Here is a 20,152-nt window from a genome sequence, read left to right as displayed (position 1 = left end):
TTTTTGTTTGTCTGAAATAATTGTCGAGTGCCACAAAAGTTGAAATTTTCGCCAGAGAAGATGAAATTCTCGCCGGAAATGATGAAATCATCACGACCCAGGAAACTCCACAACCCGACAGCATCTGAGACTGTAGACCGTCTCATCGCCCTCAGGAGCGAAGGTTTTCTCTGATCCACTCCTCAGCGGTCGTGACATTGATGCCATTCCGCTCATTGAAGCTGTCGCGTTTGGGCCATGCCACACCCTTCCCTTCGGCAAAGACAGCCCGATATTTCTTGATGTGGTTGTCGGGGTCCTGTGCAAGCTCCGATTTGAGCTGAGGAACTGTCCATTCCGATTTCGTAAACGGACGCCCAAGCACAGTCTGAAGCTTGTCTGCAACCTCCCCATACGTCACCGTGTCACCCGCAAGGTAGACGATCTCGTTTCGGATCGCCGGTTGAGCAAAGACCACCTCTGCGGTCAAGGCACCGATATCATCAGGGGTCGTCAGCGTAACTTCCGTATCCAGGCTGCCCAGCGCGTGGACCGCATTCTTTTTGAGATCAACGACCTCAAATATTGGTTCGAATAAAAAGCTCGTGAACATTCCCGTGGAAATTACGACCCAGTCCGTTTTGTCTTGGCCGCGCAGGAGTTCACGCACATCAATCTGGGCGTCGAACAGGTCCTGGGGGCTGCCGCGACCGATGACGTCGAAATCGACACCGAACTGCCAAGGAAAATATCGCTTCAGGTTGGCTTCAAGCGCAGCCTTTGCGAGTTTCATTGGAGTGTTTCGACCGGCGGAAAAGCCTGCGCAGCCGATCACTGTATCATAAGGTGCAAAGATCGCTGCCAGCTCGCTTATCGAAGCGGCAAGGATATCTCCGGGTACGATCTCGATCCCTAATGCGCGAATTTCAGCGACGTCGCGCTTTTTCACTGGATCGATGGATTCAACGGTGGCCACCCGCAAGAGAACGCTGACCGTTGTCCCTTCATGCGCCTTGGCTTTACGTGCAAGATTGCGCAGAACCGGCATGCCGAGTTCTCCGGCACCAATGACCAAGATCGACTGTGCGTCGACTGTTTGCGAATAGTTCATCGTGGAAATCCTTCCTAATCTCATCGTTGATATGACCGGATAGATGACATAGTTCGAAAGCTGTCGTAAGAAGGCACACGCGTGATACCGGAGGGCAGGAAGATGACCAGAGACGAAATGCTGAGCTATTCTCAAGCTGTCTGCGACGGTCTTCGCGAGGATGAAGACGGAGTAAGGCGCGAAGTTCTGACCCACGCAGGGAACAGATGGTCGCTGGGCATCATCCACACCTTGGGTGTCTATGGCAGACTACGCCATGCGGATATCGGACGACGAATGCATGGCGTTACCCAGAGAATGTTGACACGTACCCTCCGTCAGCTTGAGAGGGATGGGCTGGTCACACGTTATGATCTCGTGGAGATGCCGCCACGCGTGGAATACGAGCTGACAGAGCTGGGAATGGGGCTGCTTATTCGCATGATCCCGCTTTGGACATGGGTTGTTGAAAATTCGGATCAGTTTCGAAAATCGCGTGAAGAATACGATTCCCGACCGGCAGAAAATCCGTCGTGGCAAACTTTTTGATGGACTGTTCGCCTGTCCAATGGCCGTCTTTTTGAAGTGCGCGAAACGATGCCGTCCCTGCCGATTGAGCGCGGCATGCCCACGGCCAATCTTCTCGCCCATGTGCTGGTCTCGAAATATGCCGATCATTTACCGTTGTACTGGCAAAGCGGCATTTATGCCTGCGGCGGCATGGAGCTGTCCCGATCATTGCTGGCCAACTGGGTTGGCAAATGTTCAAGCCTGATGGAGCCGCTGATTGATGCGATTGAACGGCATGTTCTGGCCGGGTCGCATATCCATGCGACGATACACCGGTGCCTGTCCTTGAGCTTGGCCGGGGGAAAACAAGGCAGGGCCGGTTATGGATTTATCTTCACGAAGAACGGCCGCATGGCGGTGATACGCCGCCAGCCGCCCTTTATAGCTATACACCTGATCGCAAGGGCCTTCATCCGCAGACGGTTCTGCAAGACTTTACCGGTCATCTCCATATCGAAGCCGACGAAGGAGGCACTCGATCATATCGGGCATCTGTTCGACATTGAACGTCAAATTATCAACAAGCCGCCTGATGACCGTTTGGCGGTGCGTCAGTCTCACAGCCTGAGGCAACTTGGCGAAACAAAAAACTGCTTCGCGCATTCCTTGCGCAAGATACCGGACAAAAGCGATCTGGCCGGAGCGTTGCGTTATGCCCTGACCCGGTGGGACGTATGCTTATGATGGCAGATGCGAGATCAGCAACAATGCCGCAGAACGCGCCATCCGGCCTTTGGCCATCGGCCATTTACAGTCTCATCAAGACAGCAAAGATGCAGGGCCTTGATCCGCGCAAATACCTCAGCGCCGTCCTTGAGCGCATTGCAGATCATCCGATCAACAAGATCGACGCCCTGCTTCCTTGGAACATAGACCTCCAGGACTGATCCACTCTCCGAAAGGATATCGCAGGCCCTGTCAAGGTAGTCGTGACACGACGCTTACAACTTATCTGGCAATCGAAAATGTTAAGTAATTGATTTCGCAGAAAGCCGAATGCCGCCTTTTGTGGCACGTGACAATAATCGGGGCCCCGCGACCGAACCCACGGCCCCATTGACTCCCGCTTTCGCGGGAGTGACGATAAAGTTGCGCATAGCCCTCCCCCCCTAAACCGTCATTCCCGCGCAGGCGGGAATCCAGTCCTTCGTGCCACATCCTCAAAACCACCCATCGAACCCGCAGCCCCACCGACCGCTTTCTTTGCTGGCCTCAATCGGCACTTTGCCCTAAAGCTCAGAAAACAGATGGTGATTGCGATAACCCACCATCACACAGGGAAAGCGCCACGAACCATGAATGCACAACAGCCCCAGCACAACCTGACCGGCATCATTCTGATGTGTGCCGGTGTCGCCCTGCTGTGTGTCAACGATGCCCTGGCCAAGGGACTGATGGATCATTATTCGCCGATCCAGATCATCTTTCTGCGCAATTCGATTGCCCTGCCCTTTGCCGCCCTGCTGGCGATAAAAATGGTCGGGCTTGGCGGCCTGCGGTCCAATCGGGTTGGCGTCCATTTCATGCGCACCGTCATCTGGATCGCCGCGACCATCATGTTCTTCACCAGCATCCATCTGATGGGACTGGCCGAAGCCACCGCCCTTGCCTTTGTCGCCCCGCTTTTCATCACCGCGATTTCATCGGTGCTGATTGCGCGGGTCGGCTGGCGGCGCTGGGTTGCCGTGATGGTCGGTTTTCTCGGTGTTCTGGTGATCGTGCGCCCCGGTGCGGCAACCTTTGAGCCCGTCTCGCTCTTGCCGGTGGCGACCGCCTTTACCTATGCGCTTCTGATGCTAAGTGCGCGCCTGCTCGATCCCCGCGAAAGCATGTGGACGCTTCTGTTTTACCTCAGCTTCACCAGCACATTGCTTAGTGCCTGTGCCGTCTGGTATTTCTGGACCCCGATCCGGGCAGAGGATATCGGACTTTTCATCGCCATCGCCTTTGTCGGCACCAGCGGCATGACCCTGATCACCCAGGCCTTCCGCGTGGCCGACGCCCCAACCGTCGCCCCGTTTGATTACACCGCACTCGTCTGGGCCACCGGACTTGGCTGGTTTTTCTGGGGCGAAACGCCCGATCTTCTGACCTTTGTCGGTGCCGCCATCATCACCGGAAGCGGCATTTTCATCATCTTCCGCGAAAAGCGCGTGGCCGAAAGCTGACCGTCCCCCGAACCCAAAACCCGTCATGCCCGCAAAGCCTGCCCCCGCGAAAGCGGGGGGCGGGCGAGCGGAAAACAGGATCAAAGCAGATCAATAATTGGCTTTAAAAGGCGGCTCACGCCCGTCCCTTGCAGCAAGCTCGGCAATATTGCGCAACAGATTACGCTTGCTTTGGGTGCGCCGACGACCGGAATTTGGCTGCACGTCACCCTTGCCAGACAGGCCCAATTCGGCCCGTTTCTGGCTGATGCGTGCTGCCAATTCTTCAATCGTGATTTCGCGCATTCACGTGTTTTTCCAGAAAATTCAAATCGAAATCGCCTGAAGTTTCCTCGACGATACGTTTATCAAGATAAGGTTTATCAAGCTCAAACGCAAGCTGGTACAGGCGTACAGCCTGATCAAGCATATCTGCACCATAGTGCGGCGGGCTATTGTATTGCCCCATACGATCAGCAATCAAATCTTCGATACAGATCACCGAAACACTATGATCCGCATCAAGCCGAAGCAGATAGACACGATCATAACTCCCGCGCCCATCCATAAGGTTACTATCAACAACCTCGACACCAACTTTCAGCTTCGGGTGCTGAAACCCGCGGGAAAATGATCCCGGCCCGACACTGCGCTCAAAGCCGACTGCCTCAAGGGCATCCTCGAACACCTGCTGCCAGGGTGTCACGATATCAAGATCACCGGAAACAAGCTCGCCAAGTGTCGCCAGTTCAACAGCCGCACCACCGACAAGCACGGGCCGGTTATGACCATGTTGCTCCACAACATCCGACGCCTCGGACAGCAGCCGCAAAGCTTCGACAAATTCAGGCCTGTAAAAGGCGTCTACCAACAAAAATCCCCAACCGCATAGGTAATGCTGCGCCCGGTCGCGTTCAGCAGCGCGTCAAGCTTGCCCTTTTCCGGCAAAGTCCCGCGCGGTGCGCCAAGTTCCTCGGCATGGATGCCGCCGGTCACGAGTGCGACATCAAGCCCGGCATTGTTCGATCCGGCCACATCGGTCGAAAGGCTGTCGCCCACCACCAGAAGCTTCGCATCCGGGCCCTTGTCAAACAGTTGCAGGCAGAAATCATAGGCACTCGCCAGCGGCTTGCCTTCCCAGCGGACATTGCCGCCCAACACCTCGTAACGCGCAGCAATCGCACCGGCACAGATGATGCGATCCCCGCCGCGGATCACTTCGCGGTCCGGGTTCGGGCACAGCATCGGAAGGTCGCGCGCCTTTGCGGCATGCAGCAGATCCTCATAAACCGAAACCGCGTCATAATCGTCATTCGGCCCTGTCACCAGAAGCCAGTCGGCATCGGCGACATCCTTGACGATCTCGATATCCTGCCCCTCAAACATCGACATGTCGCGCACCGGGCCGACACTCATCACCCGACGGCCAAGCTTGGCGTACCAAGGGTCGGTCCGTGCGAGAAGCTGGCTATAGGCGATCTCGCCCGAAGCCACCGCCGGGCCATAAAGGTCGCGCGCGATACCCATATCTTCCATCCGTGCCACCACGACGCTTGACCGGCGCGGCGCGTTCGACAGAAGGGCGACCGGCACACCGGCATTTTGAAGGGCGCGCATCGCCGGGATGGAGCTTGGATAGGGTGTCACCCCGTCATGCACCACGCCCCAAAGATCAAGGATCACCGCATCGTACTGTTCGATCACTTCCGACAGGCCGTTGATCATCTGATAGCTGGTGCCAACCGTCATTCACCCATTCCACTTCATGTTAAAATCGTCATCGCACATGCGGCAAGATGGATTCCCGTGCTTGCGGGAATGACGGGGAGCGGGAAACGAACGCTCAGCCCCAAAACCGTCACTCCCGCGAACGCGGGAATCCATGGTGCCACAAATCAATCTGTCGCCGAACTGCCCTTTGGTGCCGTCTTGCTTTTCGCCGCCGGTTTCTTGGTCGCTGGCTTCTTGGCGGTCGCCTTCGCAGCGGGCTTTTTAGTCGCCGGGGCCGTTTCCGCCTTCGCCGTCACCGCCGCCTTGGCCGCGCGCGCCTCATCAACCGGAGCCTTCCGCCCGGAAATTTCCGGGAACGCCGCCCCAACCGCATCGGCAACACTGGCAAACCCATCCTTGCGCAAACGCCGTGCAAGGTCTTCCTTGATCTCGGTGACAAGCTCCAGCCCGTGATAGACAAGGGCGGAATAAAGCTGCACCAGCGACGCCCCATTAAGAATCTTCTCATAGGCATCCTTGCCCGATGCAATCCCGCCGACCCCGATCAACGGGATTTTGCCTTCGGTCAGGCGGTAAAAATCGGCAAGAACCTTGGTCGAAGGCTCCATCAAAGGCGGACCCGAAAGACCACCCTTTTCATCCTGATCATAGGAATTAAGCCCGACCGGCCGATCAATCGTCGTGTTTGAAACAATCATGCCATCAAGCCGGAGCTTCAAGACCACGGCGGCAATATCAGCCTTGTCTTCCTCCGTCAGGTCGGGTGCGACCTTAAGCAGCACCGGCACACCTTTGGCATGGCTATCACGCGCCTTCAAAACCGACGTCAGAAGCGTCTCAAGCGGCCCACGGCCCTGCAATGCCCGCAAACCGGGCGTATTGGGCGAGGATACATTGACCACCAGATAATCGGCATAGGGGCCAAGGGCCGCAACCCCCTTCACATAATCCGCCGCCGCATCTTCGGAATATTTGTTTTTGCCAAGGTTGGCACCCAGAATGCCCTTGCGCGCCCGCTTGCGCAGGCGTTCGGCAACCACCGCAGCACCCTCATTGTTAAAGCCCATGCGGTTGATCACCGCCCGGTCCGAATAAAGCCGGAAAAGCCGGGGCTTGGGGTTGCCCGGTTGCGGTTCGGGCGTCACCGATCCGATTTCAACAAAGCCGAACCCTTGGCGAAGCATCTGATTGGGCACCTCGGCATTTTTGTCAAACCCTGCGGCAAGCCCGACCGGATTGGCAAATTTGCGCCCGAAAACCTCGGTCTCAAGGATCGGCGTGGCATCCAGCGCATCATCATCGCGCGGCACCAGATTGTTTTTCAATGCGCAAATCGCAAGACCATGCGCGGTCTCCGCATCGATCCAGCGCACAACCGGCAAAACCAGTGACTTGTACCACCCCACGCGACCTGCTCCGTGCTTGTAAATACCTGCCCTGTTCTTACGCTGTGTGCGGGGATGGGGCAAGGATCAATGCCATTGATCCCTGCCCAGCCATACATCTTGCGGCGTCGTGGAAACACCTTTCCGGGTTTCACGTTGCAAGCATCAATTCCCCAGCCTGCAACGCTTCTTCGTGATCCCCGACCACCTTCATCGGGAACCGGAAAAGCCGGCCCGATATTGTTGCGATACGGTCCGTCAGCAATGCGGCAAGCGCCTCGTCGCGCGTGATATAGACATAGCCCTTGCAATAGGTATTCAGCGCCTCTCGGTGCCGCTTGATCCATTTGTTGGATGCGATTTCATCTTCATGCGGCTCGTCATCATGGTCATGGCTTGCCGGGATCCAGACGGCAACAAAAGGAACCTTCTGATCCAGAAGCATTTCCAACCCGCCAAGAACACCTTCAAGACGATCTTCGTCATCAAGTTCGGGAAACCGCACAAATGCAATCGGCCATGCCGCCAGATCAAAGAAAACCGGGCTTGGCGCAGGCCCGATAAAGCCCGCAGGCAAAAGGTCATCAGCAGACATCAATCATTTCTTCCAATAAGAACAAGTAACAGAACCACCATGACAAGCAGCGCAATCGCCCCGCCACCATAAAACAGCCCCCAATTCACAAGCGGTACAATCTGTGCCGCCGCCACCGTCATCAGTGTGCTGGCAAATCGACTGATCCCATAGTAGGCGGCGTAATCGGTGGCCGGTTGTGTTCCAGCCGACCAGCCAAGAATTTTGGTCGCAATGGTCACATAAACCCCGCTGACGCCTGCCCCGACTGCAATCGCCCCGCCAATGCCCGCCAACTGGTTTTGAAACGCAAAACCAAACGCCATGGCAACAATCGCGGCAAAGGCAACGGTGGCAAAGATCAGCATGCTGCGCACAAGCCCCAGACAGCGCATCAACGGGATAGAAACCGCAGATATCAGCAACATCGACAATGGACCAAGGGTGCCGACAATCCATCCGATTTCAGAAACCGGCACACCAATATCGACCAGCATCAGCCGATTAAGCCCGACCAACGGAAACATGATGGAACACGCAATACAAAGAAAAATCAGCCGCTTGCGCAATTTTGCATCCCGCAAAAGCCTTAAAAGGCTCGCCCCGCCGATACTTTCCGGTGCATCGGCTCCAGCCCCGGTCAGTTCATCTAGTTTTCCAAGCGTCAGCACCGGACACAGCAAAAAAACAAGCACAAGCGACAGAACAAGGAAGGTCGCCTGCCATCCCAGATCCCCGGCAAGGGCCACAAAAACCCCACCACCAATCATCGTGCCAATCGAAAGGGCTGCAAGCTTGGTGGCCGACGCCGTCGATCGCCAGTCAGGTGCTACAACCCGAACCGCAAGCGCATCAAGGGCAATGTCCATCGTGGCAATGGCAAGAACAACACCAAAGCCCAGCAGAAACAAGACAAGCGGTGCCGCCCCTTCACTGAAGGCAACAATGACAAGCCCCAGAACAGCAATGGCCTGCATGGTCACAATCCAGCCAATCCTGCGCGACAGGAAAGGCAGGCGCAGACGATCAATCAATGGCGCCCACAAAAAAGTCAGCCCAAAGGGAAGATACAAAAGGTAAATCCACCCTGCTGTGGAAATGTCGATACCCTGGGCGCGCATGACGGTCGGAAGCCCGCCATTGACCACGCCCATGATCATGCCAAACCCGACATAAAGCGCATTAAGCCCGAAAAGGATCATGCCATGTCGCCGTCGCGCGGCGGGGATATTCCCCGCCGCATCTGCATTCATGCCCGACATCAACGCCTCACCAAGCGTATTTCAACGAAACATAAACCGTCCGGCCATTGCCATAGTTACAGAAGTTATTGGCAAGACAGGTGGCATAGGTTTCATCGGCAAGGTTGGTAACATTCAGTTGGGCCGAAACATTTTCCAGATTGTTGCCAAGCACACCAAGGTCATAACGCAGCATCGCATCAAAAAGCGTATAGCCCGGCACATCAATGCGACGTGCGCTTGCGTTCGCTGCATTCGGGCTGTAACCGCCAACCGTTTCCCCGACATAACGCACACCACCACCAACCGTCAGGCCATTTATAAGGCCGCGATCAAATTCATGATCAAGCCACAGGGATGCCGTCATGTCGGGAATTGCAATCGGCGCATCCCCAAGATCATTGACAACACTTTTGGTAACTTCGGCATCCGTGAAGGTGAAGTTGGCAATTGCATTTGTCTGGCTGGTCAAGGCCACTTTGGCCTCAAACTCCACCCCCTTTGACTGTACTTCACCCGTTTGATAGCGCTGGTTGGGGTTGATCTGGCTAACAACATCTTCCTGCGTGATGTCGAAATAGGCCAGTGTAAACAAGGCATCGAAACTCGTCGGTTCGTATTTCAAACCGACTTCATATTGCTTGGCCGTGGTCGGGTCCATCGCATCGCCATTAAAGTCGGTACCGCTGACCGGCAGATACGACGTGGCATAGCTGACATAGGGTGCAATGCCGTTTTCGAAATTATAGACAGCACCGGCTTTCCAGCTAAATGCATCATCATTCTGGGTCTGGCGCACGTTTGTACGATTGTTGTCGGTTACGGTCTGAACAGCGTCATACCGCCCACCAACCAGGAAATTCCAGTTCCCGATATCAAGCTGATCCTGCACATAAAGCCCGGATTGGCTGATGGTCTGATCCTGATCGACAAACGGCGACAGGGATATGGACGTCGCAACCCCATAAACCGGGTCAAGATAGTCAATTGTCGGTGCCGTCGCGCCATATAGCCGGTATTGCGATGAATCCGAATATTTGTAATCAAACCCGAACAGGGCCGTATGCCCGATCATACCAGTAGCGAAATCGGCCTGTGCCTGCAAATCCGATGCAACACCGCGGGTCTGCTCGTCTGTGGTCAGGGCATAACGGTTGATCGTATGGCCATCCGCGGCAAGGCTTAATGTCGCGATATCCTTGGTCGATACATCAATGTCAAGATAACGGAGATTGTGGCGGAACGCCCAAATGTCGTTCAGGACATGCTCGAATTCATATCCGACGGAAAACTGTTCCCGATCAAAATCGGAAAATGCCGGGTCGCCATCATTAAAGCTGCGCGGGATGGCCCCGGCAGAGCTGCTCCAGACTGTGCCGACTGTTGGCAGAATACCATAATAGCCGCCTTCCGGGTCACGCTGATAATGGGTCAGCATGGTAAGCGTGGTGTCATCCGTTGGCTTCCAGGTCAGTGCCGGTGCCACATAGACACGCTGCTCCTTGGTATTGACCACCTGTGTTTCGCTATCCCGTCCCAATGCAACAAAACGATACAGTAATGAATTGTCTTCGGTCACAGGCCCCGAAACGTCGGTTGCCAACTGATAGCGATCATGACTTCCGACAAGAACCTCGACTTCGCCGCGCTCTTGCTCGGTCGGGCGCTTGCTCACGGCATTCACCAGACCACCTGGCATTGCCGAACCATAAGTCGTCGATGCCGGACCTTTAAGGACTTCAACCCGCTCGACACCATATGCTTCGGTTTGGGGAAAGGCATATCCCGGACCGCGCAACATATTGAGTCCATCCTGATACTGAACCGGGTCGCTCGGCGAGCCAAATCCGCGGATGTAGGGAATGTCATACCGCGATGCCGAACCGCGCACTTCGGCTGCCACACCGGATGTATAACGCAGCGACTGCGTAATGCTTTGCGCCTGCTGAATTTCCACCTGATCACGTGTGACCACCGAAACCGATTGCGGTGTTTCGATCAATGGGGTGTCGGTTTTGGTTCCGGCAGCACTGCGCGTCGCGACATATCCGTCGACCGGGCCGGTCGCGGTTTCCATTCGTCCCTCGACCATCACCGGATCAAGCAATGTCGCACCGTCCGCACCCTCGGTAATCCGCTCGATGGCAACGGTCGAACGCGAAATGGTGTAGAAAAGGCCACTGCCCGACAAAAGCCCGCGCAGGGCATCTTCCGAGGGCATTCTGCCCTGCACCGCCGATGCTGAAACACCCTGCGCAATATCGCCATTGACCGTCACCTGAATGCCCGATTGCTGACCGAACGCAACCAGCGCGTCCGTCAAGACCTGGGCAGGAATATCGAAATCATGCTCCGCTCGGAATTTTTCGGAAAATTCCGACGACATCGATGCTTCCTGTGCCCGGACCTGGATTACCGGATAAACCGTGCACAGCGCCGTGGTCAATGCCAGTGCTCCTGCGGCTGCGACATGTCGATTGACCACCCCAAAACAAATTCCAACCCCCTTGATCACGTCGAATCCCATCCTTTTTGACATATGAATATCCGGCGCCACTGCGAATGAGATTGCATCGCAATTTCGCCTCTACAGAGGGAACGTCGCGTGAGAGAAATTTTCTCTAAAAACTTTATCTTTTTTAAAAATCTTTTTTGAACAAAGGGTTATCCCTTTGAAACGAACACCAGCCACGGCGATATCTGCCAAAGCACGGCGTCCTGCGCCCGGGCAATCCCGTAAAGGGCTTCCAGCGGATCGGCCAGATTGTAAACGCCAGTCACCGGCTTGGAGGACAGCTCGTCGTCAAGCACGACAATCTTCCCCGAATAGTGCCGACGAAGCTGATCAACGACTGCACCGAACGGCTCGTAGCGCGCGACAATCTGGTTCTGCCGCCAAGCAGCAACATGGTTTGCCGGACTTTCCACGATCTCATAGGCGCCCGACCAGTCAACCCGAAGCGATTGGCCCGCCCCCAGCGTCTCTGCCACCGGCAGAACACCTTGATCGGCATAATCCACACGGACCCGCCCGTGCTCGACCGATACCCTGACCCCGCCATCATTTCGCAGCACATCAAACCCCGTGCCAAGAACGGTGGTATCAACACCTTCTGCCTCAACCCGGAACGGACGTTCCGGATTTGGGGCAACGTCAAAAAATGCCTCGCCACCCAGAAGCCTGACCGTGCGTTCACCCGCACTGTACGCAACAGTAATCGCGCTTTCCGGTGCCAGGGTAACCGTGCTGCCATCTTCCAGCGTGATCTGGCGGGTTTGTGACGTCCCGGTCATGTAATCGGACTGCAAACCGCGCAGAAAATCCGGCCCGGCAAGCACCGCGACAAGACATGCCGCAACCGCAAGCCCGACCACCCCGAACATTGCCGGACGCTTGAAACCACCATTCCGCAAAGTACGCGTTTTCAGAACAGGCGCGAACATCCTGCCTGCCATGGCCGCGGCCTGTCTGTGTCTGAAACGGGTTTCTTCTGTCCGAGCAATATCAGCCTGCTCTGTACCACGCACAGCTTCAAGCAACGGCGTCCATTTGTCGGCAAGAACCGGCGTTGCGGCATCCATTGATTGTGACGCCTGCGTCATCGCCTGCCACGCAGCCACGTTTACCGGACTGCGCTCAAGCCACTCCCGGAATGCGTCCTGCAAAGGCACATCGTCCGGATCGTCCTGCAGCAGAACAAGCCAATCCGTTGCCTCGCGCGAAGCTGCCTTCTCGATTTGTTGCGTGGTAGCCGTCATGCGCTTCCTTCAGTCCCGACCGGAACAACCCGAACCTCCGATGCCCGGACACCGCAATTCAAATAACTTTTCAGGGCGCATCCCTTTATGACTAAAGGCATATCGGATGATTTTTTATACAAGTTTCGCAAAACCGGCAAGGTTACGGCCATCCGAGTTGCTCCTTGCAATGCTGCACGGCATCGGCAACCAACCGGTGCGCCAACGGCAACGAAATGTCGAGTGCCTCGGCAATTTCCCGAAGCTTAGCCCCGCCGAAACGATGCATTTCAAAGGCCATCCGCGTACGCTCGGGCAATTGCGCCAACGCATCCATGACCAATGCATATTCGTCTTTGTAAAGGGCCACGGTTTCCGGCGATGCGACACTGTCGGTCCAGGCATTCGCCGCCGCTTCAAAGTCGTCGTCGGTAATGATCAGGCTTTCGCGCTTCATGCGCCGCCTGCCATCAAGCGCCAGATTGCGAACGATCCGGAAAAGATAGCTTGTTGAATCCTCCAGCAAGCGCCCTTTTGACGCCTCGTGGAAACGAAGCCATGCCTCCTGAACGACATCTTCCGCACGCGAACGGCTGCCCACGATGCTGCTGGCATAATTCAGCAGCGCCCGTCGATGCGTGACAAAAATGTCCAGATTGCTTGGCTGGTCGCTCAAGACGGCTCAATCCCGATTTCCTGAAATAAATGGCCCCTCTTGGGGACAATGAACTTCACTCATTCCATATATTCAAATGAGGATCATTATCATTTACATCTAAAGATTTGTTGAAATCGGTGCAACAGTTATTCGCAGCCTCACAAACAGGCTATCTTAAACCAATACACGCCGGAGCCCCCAAAAGCCTTTCATCAGAAATTGTCACCTATATCTGACATTTCATGAGAATGTACGGCACACAGCAATGAATGTCAAAAATACCTGACATTCATTGACTTCTTTGTCATTTTCGGCATAATGTCAAATATTCCTGACATTTTTGATACTGACATGACAACACTCATCAAAGATACCTACGATCTTGCCACGGCGATCCGAACCCGCCGCAAGCAGTTGAAAATGACGCAAACCTATCTTGCATCCATGATGGGCGTCTCGCGGCAACTGATCGGCGAGCTGGAAAAGGGCACGCCGGGCGTCAATGTCGGTCTGGCGCTGGATGTTTGCCGGGAACTTGGCCTGAAACTGGGATATGAGGACATATCAGATGACCAGACGGCTTGATGTGTATCTCGAAGGGGTCGATCACCCGATTGGCCAGCTTCTTGGCAATGACGACAAGTCGCTGACCTTTGCCTATGGCGACGATGCTGCTCGCGCGAACATGCAATTATCGATTTCGATGCCTGCCGCACGGGGATCATTTACCGATCACATCACGCGCGGCTTCTTTGCCAACCTGTTACAGGAAAACAACGCGCTTGAGCAGGTCATGGCAAAACACCGCATCGACCGCGACGACATCGCCGGATTGCTCTATCACGTCGGTCGCGATTGCCCCGGTGCCATTTCCTGTGTGCCATGGGGGGAAAAACCGTCAAAAATGCCCGGCAACATGGCCGATGATTATGACGTGATTTCAAGTGACGATCTTGGCGACATATTGATCAGCCTGCGCGACCGTCGTCGCCTGCCCGATGGCAAAAACGATCCCTCTCCACTTGCCGGGGTACAGGGGAAAATTGCCGTTACCCGGCTTGAAGACGGTCAATTCGCCCTGCCCAAACCGGGCTCGGGCGCGCCAACGACCCACATCCTCAAAATCCCGTCGCAGGGTAACGAGGCCCTTGTTGCCCAGGAAGCCGCCCTGATGGCACTCGCGGCCAGGGTCCTGCCGCTGCCGGTGGCACATGTGGGGGCAATCGAAATTGCAGGCTGCGAAGCCCTGCTGATCGAACGGTTTGACCGTAAAACCGAAGATGGAAACATCTATCGCATTCATCAGGAAGATTTCTGTCAGGCGCTATCGCTTGCGCCCAGTCTGAAATATCAACGCAACGGGACCGAGGAAAACAAATTCTCGGCCATTGGCGTGGCGCGCGTTCTTGATGAAACCGAAGTCCCGCTGATCGCGCGGCAGCATTTTATGGCCCTGTCGATATTCAATCTGGTGGTTGGCAATACCGATAATCACGCCAAAAACCACGCCATCCTTTATCCGGCCTTGGGCCGCAAACCAATCCTTGCCCCGGCTTATGATATCATCCCGGTTGTGCTCGATCGGTCCGTCACCCACGATTTTTCATTCAATATCGGTCAGGCCGAAAAAATGGAGGATTTGACTGCACCGGATATCGCCGCCTGCATTTCCGCCATCGGCCTTGCCCGCACCATGCGCACAGCAAAATCCCGTGACCGCTATTTCGACGAACTGGGCGGCCTTCTTCAGACCGTCGAAGACAATCTGGATATGATGGAAGGCCCAAGCCTCAAGGCCTGCCGCGATATGATTTCGCAAAACATCACCACAGTCGCGGAAATTCTCGACGTCCCCGTGAAACAGCAATCGCGCGACAGCTTCGTCCCCCAAGGCGGCGGTTGGGGCATGGGTTCCTAAACCCGCTCCTCCATCCGCGCATCAAACGCCGCCCGCGCCTTTTCCACTTCGTCGTAATGATCGCGCGTCCACAGATAAAGCGCCTTGAACGGCCCGACCAGCGACCGGCCAAGATCGGTAATTTCATATTCCACCGCGACCGGCGATGTCGCGATCACGTGGCGCGCGACAATGCCGTTGCGTTCAAGCTTGCGCAGCGTCTGCGTCAATGCCTTTTGCGTAATGCCCTCAAGCCCGCGCCTGATCGCGTTAAACCGTAATGGCCCTTCCGCCAGAACCGCCAGGATCATCATCGACCATTTATCGGCAATCTGGTCCAGAAGCTCCCGGCTCGGGCAGTTCGAGCGGAACATCAGGGCAGAACATTCCTTAATTTCCATGTCATTTCCTCCGGCGCACTGTCATGCAGGTTTCCTCAAGTATACCTGGTAACCTCAAGGTGCCTGATTGACAGTAGGTATACAACGTATATCTAGTAGCCACCATACACCCATTTCCAAACGGAGGATATCCGATGTCAAATACCGACATTCTGTTTCAGCCCTTCAAGCTGAAAACCCTTGAGCTTCCCAACCGTATCGTCATGGCCCCGATGACCCGCTCCAGCGCCCCGAACGGTATTCCGGGTGCCGCCAATGCGCAATATTACCGCAAACGCGCCGAAGGCGGCGTTGGCCTGATCCTGTCGGAGGGCACGGTGATCAACCGCCCGGCATCGCGCAATGAACCGGGCATTCCGCTTTTCCACGGGGCCGATGCCCTTGCCGGCTGGAAGGCCGTCGTTGATGCCGTTCATGAAGCCGGCGGCAAAATGGGCCCGCAGCTTTGGCATACCGGATCGGTCAAAAGCGCCCAGACCGAATGGGTGCCAGATGCTCCGGTCGAAAGCCCGTCCGGCCTTATCGCGCCCAATGAACCGCACGGCAACACCATGTCGGATGCCGACATTGCCGACACCATCGCCGCCTACGCCCAGGCCGCCCTTGATGCCAAAAATGCCGGTTTCGATACCTTTGAAATTCACGGCGCGCACGGCTACCTGATCGATCAGTTCTTCTGGTCGGGCACCAATCTGCGCACCGATCGCTTTGGCGGCAAAACCATCGCCGAAAGATCAACCTTCGCGGTCGAAGTCGTGCGTGCCGTGCGCGCCGCCGTCGGCCCGGATTTCCCGATCATCATGCGCGTCAGCCAATGGAAACAGCAGGACCTGACCGTCCGTCTTGCCCCCACTCCCGATGAAATGACCGCATGGCTGGGCCCGCTGGTCGATGCCGGGGTTGATATCCTGCATTGCTCGCAACGCCGTTTCTGGGAACCGGAATTCCCCGAACTGGACGGCGAAAAGGGCCTGAACTGTGCCGGGTGGGCCAAAAAACTGACCGGGGCAGCCACCATCAGTGTTGGCTCCGTCGGGCTTTCAGGCGACATCCTGACCGCTTTCGCGGGCGAAGGCTCCAAGACCACCAGCCTCGATGCCCTGATCGAACGCATGGAACGCAACGAATTCGATCTGATCGCGGTCGGCCGTGCGCTGATCACCGATGCGGCATGGACGGCCAAGGTGCGCGACAATCAAACCGATGCCCTGCTCGGCTTTGATCCGGCAACGCTGGGCGAACTGGTCTGATCCTGCCGATCTCGAAGGCAAAAGGGCGGTGCCATCCCGGCATCGCCCTTTCTTTATGCCCGCCTGAAAACTACCTGAAGGAAAGCCGCCCGCAAAAAAAGGAGGCCATCATGGCTCCTCTCATGGATGCCAACGAAATCACCCGCCTGCAAAGCCGCCTCGCCGCCCGTGCGCCCGGCACATTTCACTTCCCGGAAATCTACGGCCCCGGCTGGGACACGCTTTATATCGGCGACAAGGTCAGGATCGGGCGGGAATTTCTCAATGCGGTCCGGGCCGGTAAATTCCCCACGGTCGAGGATACCGGCCAAAAGCGGGGCGGCGGGCGCGTCTATCGCCGGGTATGATTACCCTCTGCGCATATGGTCGGGGCGCAGATCCTCGGGCAGGATGTGAACCTCGTTATCATCAAGCTTAAGGTCATCAACGCGTGCGACATGCTCGACCGAAAGCTGGTCATAAAGATGCGGAAACAGCGTGCCGCCGCGCGCCGGTTCCCATTTCAGCTTGTCATCGACCGCCGCGACCGGCACATGCAAAAGCCGCAATCCCCCGCGTTTCGGGTAATGCAGCGCAAGCGTCTCTGCCAGCGTATCAATCGTCGAAAAATGGATAAAACCGTCCGCAATATCATGCGGCGCACCGGCATAATGCCCGGTCGCAAGCGCTTCCGCCCACTCGTCCGAGCCCAATACACGGTAAATCATGGTGTGTGATGAATTTGTCATCCGGGGAAAATAAGGTCGCCTGGCCCATTCGGCAAGCAGGCGAAATGCCAAAGCACAAAAAAACCGGTTTTGTGCTTTTTCTCTCTTGCCTCTCGCGCGAAAAGCCTATACCGATGAGGAAATATAAGATACTTATGTATAGTTAAATTATACCAACTAAAATCATCCGGCAAAATCAGAAGACCAGACCACCAAACCGGACACGAGCACGCAGAACATGACGACCAGACAGGCCCGACGCGCCCCTGTAGACCTTCCCGACACCACCCGCCAATGGGTTTCAAATGATCAGGCCCCGAAACCGGCCGCCTTCCGTCGCGGCTCGCCGGACCACGTTACACAGAACCAGCGCCGCCCGGCGACAGAGATCATCGACATTCACAAGGATTTCCGCGCTTTCAGCGGTCCGAATGTGCCCAACATCTGGCCCAATGCTGACCTGCCCCGACTTGTCGCCCGCCTGATTGCGGCCATCGGCACCGCCTGCGTCCTGTTTTATCTTTATAGCGAACTGGCCCGGATCGCATCCTGATCCGCCTCATCACCTCACACCGCCGCCAGCAGCACCCACACCAGACCCGCCATTGATGTCAGCGAAATCAATATCGCGGCCAGCATCAGCGCCCCGTCGCGCACAAGGATCGCAAGCCCGAAGGCGGCAATCGCACTCATCGGCGCCATACCGGCAAACGGCACCATTTCAAAAAACGGCACCAATGCCGCCAGCAGCACACAGACAAGGGCCGCCACCCGCACCCCATGCCGCCCGGTCAATCCCGGCAACCGCCCGTAAAACCAGCGATCAAGCTTCTCGGCGACCGGTTCGATCCGCGCCATCGCATCGGCGACCGTGGCCCCGTCAAACGACCGGCGGCCAAGGATATCCGGCAACCATAAATGCGACCGCCCAAGAACGATCTGAATGGCAAACACGGCGACAATCACCGCAAGGATCGCCGGCACCATCGGAATCCCCGATAGGGGTGTAACCCCGATCAATCCGGGCACGAACAAAAACGGCCCGTAACTCCGCCGCCCCAGCACGGCCACCATATCATCAACCGAAACCGTCCGCTGCCCCGCCGCCGCCCGATCCCGTATCCGCGCGACAATCCCGCCAACGGAAAACGGTTCTGCCCCTGCCATGCCAAATCCTCGCTGCCTGTTTGCACAATGATGTTGCCTTTGCAACGCGGGGCGGGCGGGTTTGTTTCAGGGTGGGCCAAGCCAGCATTGACGTTTCACCGGGAATTTCCATCGCACCACCACGAAAAACATGCTAAATTCGCATTCAATTCGATGCTTTAAAGGTGCAAATATGGATATCACCAAGGATATTCGCCCGCTGACCGAATTCAAACGCGATACGGCGACCTTCACCAAACGCCTGCGTGAAACGCAGCAACCCGCAATCCTGACCGTCAATGGCAAGGCATCGGTGGTGGTGATGGATGCCAAGGCGTGGCAGGACATGCAAAATCGTCTGGAATATAACGAGACGGTCGCGGGCATCCGCACAGGCCTGAACCAGATTGCCGACGGTCAGGGACAGGACGCGGAAAGCTTCTTTGACGACCTCTCCACCCGGCATAAATGAAGCATTATCGGGTCGTCATATCGCCCAAGGCCGTCGCGGATATCATTGCGGCCTATGACTGGCTGCAGGAAGAAAACCCGCTCTATGCCGATCAGTGGCGGGATGGCTTGCAAGAAGCTGTAATGAACCTGAAAACCTTCCCATTTGCCCACGCAATTGCCCCGGAAAGTAACGCCTTCGATAGTGAAATCCGGCAATTGCTCTATGGGCGCGGAACGCCTTGGCGGGTGTTTTATTGTGTCGAGGAAGATCAGGTTTCAGTCCTGCATATACGACATGGAAGGCAGGATTATTGGTCCCCCATGAGGACACAAAACACTTAAATCCAGGCACCGGCTCTCTTAAGAAAGAATAACTTCCATGTCTTTTATTCCCAATAACTTGCTAAGCCTACACACACAAGAAGAAGTGCTCCGAGAAAAGGCGTTAATTACTCTAAATCAGAGCAAGAATTGCCATCTCCACTTGACTGTAATTGAAGCTGCAATGGACCTTGCAGATGTTTACAGACAATTTGAAATTGAATGTGAGGATGTGCGAATTGTACAGGTTTTAGGGATCAGAACATTTAATGCCTTCGGAGCAAGTTTAAAGCTCAGTTTCTCCGGATATCAACAAAATGCAGCATTAGTCATGCGTGATGTTTTGGAAACAATCTTCTTATTGAGCTATTTCTCAACCAACAAACACGATATCGCGCTGTGGAGAAATGCGGATAAAAAAACGCGGCTCGGAAAATTTGGACCAGCAAAAATTCGTAAAGCACTTGATAAGAGAGATGGCTTCACAAGTGGAAAGCGAGATGAGGCCTACGATCTTTTCTGTGAACTGGCAGGCCATCCGAATGTGAGGATGGCCGACATGCTCAGACCAACGCCTGATAGCAAAATAGCTCTTGGCCCTTTTCTTGAGCCATCTTCTTTAGAAGCGGTTTTAGCGGAAATGGGTAAGCTTGCGGTTCAAGTAGGCGAAAATCTTAGCATTTTCATATCAGATGTTTGCTCTTCCCCACATAAGAGCCAAATTCACTTCAACTCAGTGAAGACTGATTGGATCAAACATTTCTTCGGATAGTAAGTCTCTTTTTAGACCTAGCCACACGCGTCAGACACCGTGCATCAAACAATTTGACGAACAAACTGGATACCCTCCTTCGCGGGCATTAC

24 protein-coding genes and 1 pseudogene are annotated in these 20,152 nt (G+C 55.5%); 12 read left to right on the top strand and 13 right to left on the bottom strand.

Translation table 11 applies throughout. The features are described 5' to 3' along the window. Nucleotides 1-151: 151 nt before the first annotated feature. The gene (locus IT971_RS04665) at nt 152-1,090 is read right to left on the bottom strand and encodes an aromatic alcohol reductase (protein ID WP_063093549.1); all 939 of its coding nucleotides are present in this window, start codon (nt 1,088-1,090) and stop codon (nt 152-154) included. Nucleotides 1,091-1,192: 102 nt separating this feature from the next. On the opposite strand from IT971_RS04665, the gene IT971_RS04660 reads away from it, so the two are divergent. From IT971_RS04660 to IT971_RS04645, 4 genes and pseudogenes are all read left to right on the top strand, one after another. Then, nucleotides 1,193-1,618: a helix-turn-helix domain-containing protein gene (locus tag IT971_RS04660; RefSeq protein WP_037992021.1), complete on the top strand. Its 426-nt coding sequence runs from the start codon at nt 1,193-1,195 to the stop codon at nt 1,616-1,618. A 48-nt stretch (nt 1,619-1,666) separates the two neighbouring features. Continuing rightward, nucleotides 1,667-2,426: pseudogene (locus IT971_RS22570) on the top strand (IS66 family transposase). Beyond that, the gene (locus IT971_RS04650; protein WP_158526686.1) at nt 2,413-2,526 is read left to right on the top strand and encodes a transposase domain-containing protein; all 114 of its coding nucleotides are present in this window, start codon (nt 2,413-2,415) and stop codon (nt 2,524-2,526) included. Before IT971_RS22570 ends, IT971_RS04650 begins: the two are co-directional and overlap by 14 nt. Before the next feature lie 408 nt (nt 2,527-2,934). Further along, the gene (locus IT971_RS04645; RefSeq protein WP_063093552.1) at nt 2,935-3,807 is read left to right on the top strand and encodes a DMT family transporter; all 873 of its coding nucleotides are present in this window, start codon (nt 2,935-2,937) and stop codon (nt 3,805-3,807) included. Nucleotides 3,808-3,897: 90 nt separating this feature from the next. Here IT971_RS04645 and IT971_RS04640 read toward each other — a convergent pair whose 3' ends face one another. The 9 genes from IT971_RS04640 to IT971_RS04600 all read right to left on the bottom strand — a co-directional run bounded on the left by IT971_RS04640 (nt 3,898) and on the right by IT971_RS04600 (nt 13,131). Further along, on the bottom strand, nt 3,898-4,092 hold the full coding sequence (locus IT971_RS04640; protein WP_063093553.1) for a hypothetical protein: 195 nt from the start codon (nt 4,090-4,092) through the stop codon (nt 3,898-3,900). Beyond that, nucleotides 4,073-4,657, bottom strand: a complete 585-nt coding sequence (locus IT971_RS04635) for a hypothetical protein (RefSeq protein ID WP_063093554.1) — start codon at nt 4,655-4,657, stop codon at nt 4,073-4,075. The genes IT971_RS04640 and IT971_RS04635 overlap by 20 nt, the downstream gene beginning before the upstream one ends. Then, a complete protein-coding gene (locus IT971_RS04630; RefSeq protein ID WP_063093555.1) occupies nt 4,651-5,535 on the bottom strand; it encodes a TIGR01459 family HAD-type hydrolase in 885 nt (294 codons plus the stop codon). The genes IT971_RS04635 and IT971_RS04630 overlap by 7 nt, the downstream gene beginning before the upstream one ends. A gap of 146 nt (nt 5,536-5,681) precedes the next feature. After that, nucleotides 5,682-6,923, bottom strand: coding sequence for a quinone-dependent dihydroorotate dehydrogenase (locus IT971_RS04625; protein ID WP_063093556.1), 1,242 nt, complete (start codon nt 6,921-6,923; stop codon nt 5,682-5,684). 130 nt (nt 6,924-7,053) lie between these two features. Beyond that, nucleotides 7,054-7,497 carry a hypothetical protein gene (locus IT971_RS04620; RefSeq protein WP_063093557.1) on the bottom strand — a complete coding sequence of 148 codons (444 nt, stop codon included), beginning with the start codon at nt 7,495-7,497 and terminating at the stop codon, nt 7,054-7,056. Then, nucleotides 7,497-8,738, bottom strand: a complete 1,242-nt coding sequence (locus IT971_RS04615; protein ID WP_063093558.1) for an MFS transporter — start codon at nt 8,736-8,738, stop codon at nt 7,497-7,499. The genes IT971_RS04620 and IT971_RS04615 overlap by 1 nt, the downstream gene beginning before the upstream one ends. Nucleotides 8,739-8,745: 7 nt before the next feature. After that, nucleotides 8,746-11,256: a TonB-dependent siderophore receptor gene (locus IT971_RS04610; protein ID WP_063093559.1), complete on the bottom strand. Its 2,511-nt coding sequence runs from the start codon at nt 11,254-11,256 to the stop codon at nt 8,746-8,748. Between the two features lie 125 nt (nt 11,257-11,381). Further along, on the bottom strand, nt 11,382-12,476 hold the full coding sequence (locus IT971_RS04605) for a FecR domain-containing protein (protein WP_063093560.1): 1,095 nt from the start codon (nt 12,474-12,476) through the stop codon (nt 11,382-11,384). 142 nt (nt 12,477-12,618) lie between these two features. Continuing rightward, nucleotides 12,619-13,131, bottom strand: coding sequence for a sigma-70 family RNA polymerase sigma factor (locus tag IT971_RS04600; RefSeq protein WP_063093561.1), 513 nt, complete (start codon nt 13,129-13,131; stop codon nt 12,619-12,621). Between the two features lie 333 nt (nt 13,132-13,464). Between IT971_RS04600 and IT971_RS04595 the strand changes: the two genes are divergently transcribed. Together IT971_RS04595 and IT971_RS04590 are read left to right on the top strand one after the other, a co-directional pair. Next, the gene (locus IT971_RS04595; RefSeq protein WP_065702186.1) at nt 13,465-13,698 is read left to right on the top strand and encodes a helix-turn-helix transcriptional regulator; all 234 of its coding nucleotides are present in this window, start codon (nt 13,465-13,467) and stop codon (nt 13,696-13,698) included. Beyond that, a complete protein-coding gene (locus IT971_RS04590; protein ID WP_063093563.1) occupies nt 13,682-15,031 on the top strand; it encodes a HipA domain-containing protein in 1,350 nt (449 codons plus the stop codon). Before IT971_RS04595 ends, IT971_RS04590 begins: the two co-directional genes overlap by 17 nt. Here the strand turns inward: IT971_RS04590 and IT971_RS04585 are convergent. Beyond that, the gene (locus IT971_RS04585) at nt 15,028-15,411 is read right to left on the bottom strand and encodes a helix-turn-helix domain-containing protein (protein ID WP_063093564.1); all 384 of its coding nucleotides are present in this window, start codon (nt 15,409-15,411) and stop codon (nt 15,028-15,030) included. The genes IT971_RS04590 and IT971_RS04585 overlap by 4 nt on opposite strands. A 134-nt stretch (nt 15,412-15,545) precedes the next feature. On the opposite strand from IT971_RS04585, the gene IT971_RS04580 reads away from it, so the two are divergent. Together IT971_RS04580 and IT971_RS04575 are read left to right on the top strand one after the other, a co-directional pair. Then, nucleotides 15,546-16,661, top strand: coding sequence for an NADH:flavin oxidoreductase (locus tag IT971_RS04580; RefSeq protein WP_037991901.1), 1,116 nt, complete (start codon nt 15,546-15,548; stop codon nt 16,659-16,661). Nucleotides 16,662-16,771: 110 nt separating this feature from the next. After that, nucleotides 16,772-17,008 carry a DUF1413 domain-containing protein gene (locus IT971_RS04575; RefSeq protein ID WP_223305022.1) on the top strand — a complete coding sequence of 79 codons (237 nt, stop codon included), beginning with the start codon at nt 16,772-16,774 and terminating at the stop codon, nt 17,006-17,008. Here IT971_RS04575 and IT971_RS04570 read toward each other — a convergent pair whose 3' ends face one another. Next, nucleotides 17,009-17,389 carry a DUF952 domain-containing protein gene (locus tag IT971_RS04570; protein ID WP_065702185.1) on the bottom strand — a complete coding sequence of 127 codons (381 nt, stop codon included), beginning with the start codon at nt 17,387-17,389 and terminating at the stop codon, nt 17,009-17,011. It lies immediately after the preceding gene. Between the two features lie 217 nt (nt 17,390-17,606). On the opposite strand from IT971_RS04570, the gene IT971_RS04565 reads away from it, so the two are divergent. Further along, nucleotides 17,607-17,921 carry a hypothetical protein gene (locus IT971_RS04565; protein ID WP_063093565.1) on the top strand — a complete coding sequence of 105 codons (315 nt, stop codon included), beginning with the start codon at nt 17,607-17,609 and terminating at the stop codon, nt 17,919-17,921. A 14-nt stretch (nt 17,922-17,935) separates the two neighbouring features. Here the strand turns inward: IT971_RS04565 and IT971_RS04560 are convergent, their stop codons facing one another. Continuing rightward, nucleotides 17,936-18,535 carry an exopolysaccharide biosynthesis protein gene (locus IT971_RS04560; RefSeq protein WP_063093566.1) on the bottom strand — a complete coding sequence of 200 codons (600 nt, stop codon included), beginning with the start codon at nt 18,533-18,535 and terminating at the stop codon, nt 17,936-17,938. A gap of 172 nt (nt 18,536-18,707) precedes the next feature. Here IT971_RS04560 and IT971_RS04555 point away from each other — a divergent pair, with 172 nt between their 5' ends. From IT971_RS04555 to IT971_RS04545, 3 genes are read left to right on the top strand one after another with little or no spacing between them, the layout of a single operon-like run. Continuing rightward, nucleotides 18,708-18,986, top strand: a complete 279-nt coding sequence (locus IT971_RS04555) for a type II toxin-antitoxin system Phd/YefM family antitoxin (protein ID WP_063093567.1) — start codon at nt 18,708-18,710, stop codon at nt 18,984-18,986. Then, the gene (locus IT971_RS04550; RefSeq protein ID WP_063093568.1) at nt 18,983-19,309 is read left to right on the top strand and encodes a type II toxin-antitoxin system RelE/ParE family toxin; all 327 of its coding nucleotides are present in this window, start codon (nt 18,983-18,985) and stop codon (nt 19,307-19,309) included. The genes IT971_RS04555 and IT971_RS04550 overlap by 4 nt, the downstream gene beginning before the upstream one ends. A 37-nt stretch (nt 19,310-19,346) precedes the next feature. Next, nucleotides 19,347-20,060, top strand: coding sequence for a hypothetical protein (locus tag IT971_RS04545; RefSeq protein WP_063093569.1), 714 nt, complete (start codon nt 19,347-19,349; stop codon nt 20,058-20,060). Nucleotides 20,061-20,152: the final 92 nt, after the last annotated feature.

This window comes from Thalassospira sp. B30-1 (assembly GCF_015767575.1).
GTDB lineage: Bacteria > Pseudomonadota > Alphaproteobacteria > Rhodospirillales > Thalassospiraceae > Thalassospira > Thalassospira xiamenensis.
Note: the sequence above shows the minus strand (reverse complement) of the source record. Positions and strands in the feature narration are given on the sequence as shown.

Bases quoted from the DNA above. Each gene is read 5' to 3' on its own strand.
- IT971_RS04665 (WP_063093549.1), bottom strand. From the start codon at position 1,090: ATGAACTATTCGCAAACAGTCGACGCACAGTCGATCTTGGTCATTGGT.
- IT971_RS04660 (WP_037992021.1), top strand. From the start codon at position 1,193: ATGACCAGAGACGAAATGCTGAGCTATTCTCAAGCTGTCTGCGACGGT.
- IT971_RS04650 (WP_158526686.1), top strand. From the start codon at position 2,413: ATGCAGGGCCTTGATCCGCGCAAATACCTCAGCGCCGTCCTTGAGCGC.
- IT971_RS04645 (WP_063093552.1), top strand. From the start codon at position 2,935: ATGAATGCACAACAGCCCCAGCACAACCTGACCGGCATCATTCTGATG.
- IT971_RS04640 (WP_063093553.1), bottom strand. From the start codon at position 4,092: ATGCGCGAAATCACGATTGAAGAATTGGCAGCACGCATCAGCCAGAAA.
- IT971_RS04630 (WP_063093555.1), bottom strand. From the start codon at position 5,535: ATGACGGTTGGCACCAGCTATCAGATGATCAACGGCCTGTCGGAAGTG.
- IT971_RS04620 (WP_063093557.1), bottom strand. From the start codon at position 7,497: ATGTCTGCTGATGACCTTTTGCCTGCGGGCTTTATCGGGCCTGCGCCA.
- IT971_RS04615 (WP_063093558.1), bottom strand. From the start codon at position 8,738: ATGTCGGGCATGAATGCAGATGCGGCGGGGAATATCCCCGCCGCGCGA.
- IT971_RS04610 (WP_063093559.1), bottom strand. From the start codon at position 11,256: ATGTCAAAAAGGATGGGATTCGACGTGATCAAGGGGGTTGGAATTTGT.
- IT971_RS04605 (WP_063093560.1), bottom strand. From the start codon at position 12,476: ATGACGGCTACCACGCAACAAATCGAGAAGGCAGCTTCGCGCGAGGCA.
- IT971_RS04595 (WP_065702186.1), top strand. From the start codon at position 13,465: ATGACAACACTCATCAAAGATACCTACGATCTTGCCACGGCGATCCGA.
- IT971_RS04590 (WP_063093563.1), top strand. From the start codon at position 13,682: ATGACCAGACGGCTTGATGTGTATCTCGAAGGGGTCGATCACCCGATT.
- IT971_RS04585 (WP_063093564.1), bottom strand. From the start codon at position 15,411: ATGGAAATTAAGGAATGTTCTGCCCTGATGTTCCGCTCGAACTGCCCG.
- IT971_RS04580 (WP_037991901.1), top strand. From the start codon at position 15,546: ATGTCAAATACCGACATTCTGTTTCAGCCCTTCAAGCTGAAAACCCTT.
- IT971_RS04575 (WP_223305022.1), top strand. From the start codon at position 16,772: ATGGCTCCTCTCATGGATGCCAACGAAATCACCCGCCTGCAAAGCCGC.
- IT971_RS04570 (WP_065702185.1), bottom strand. From the start codon at position 17,389: ATGACAAATTCATCACACACCATGATTTACCGTGTATTGGGCTCGGAC.
- IT971_RS04565 (WP_063093565.1), top strand. From the start codon at position 17,607: ATGACGACCAGACAGGCCCGACGCGCCCCTGTAGACCTTCCCGACACC.
- IT971_RS04560 (WP_063093566.1), bottom strand. From the start codon at position 18,535: ATGGCAGGGGCAGAACCGTTTTCCGTTGGCGGGATTGTCGCGCGGATA.
- IT971_RS04555 (WP_063093567.1), top strand. From the start codon at position 18,708: ATGGATATCACCAAGGATATTCGCCCGCTGACCGAATTCAAACGCGAT.
- IT971_RS04550 (WP_063093568.1), top strand. From the start codon at position 18,983: ATGAAGCATTATCGGGTCGTCATATCGCCCAAGGCCGTCGCGGATATC.
- IT971_RS04545 (WP_063093569.1), top strand. From the start codon at position 19,347: ATGTCTTTTATTCCCAATAACTTGCTAAGCCTACACACACAAGAAGAA.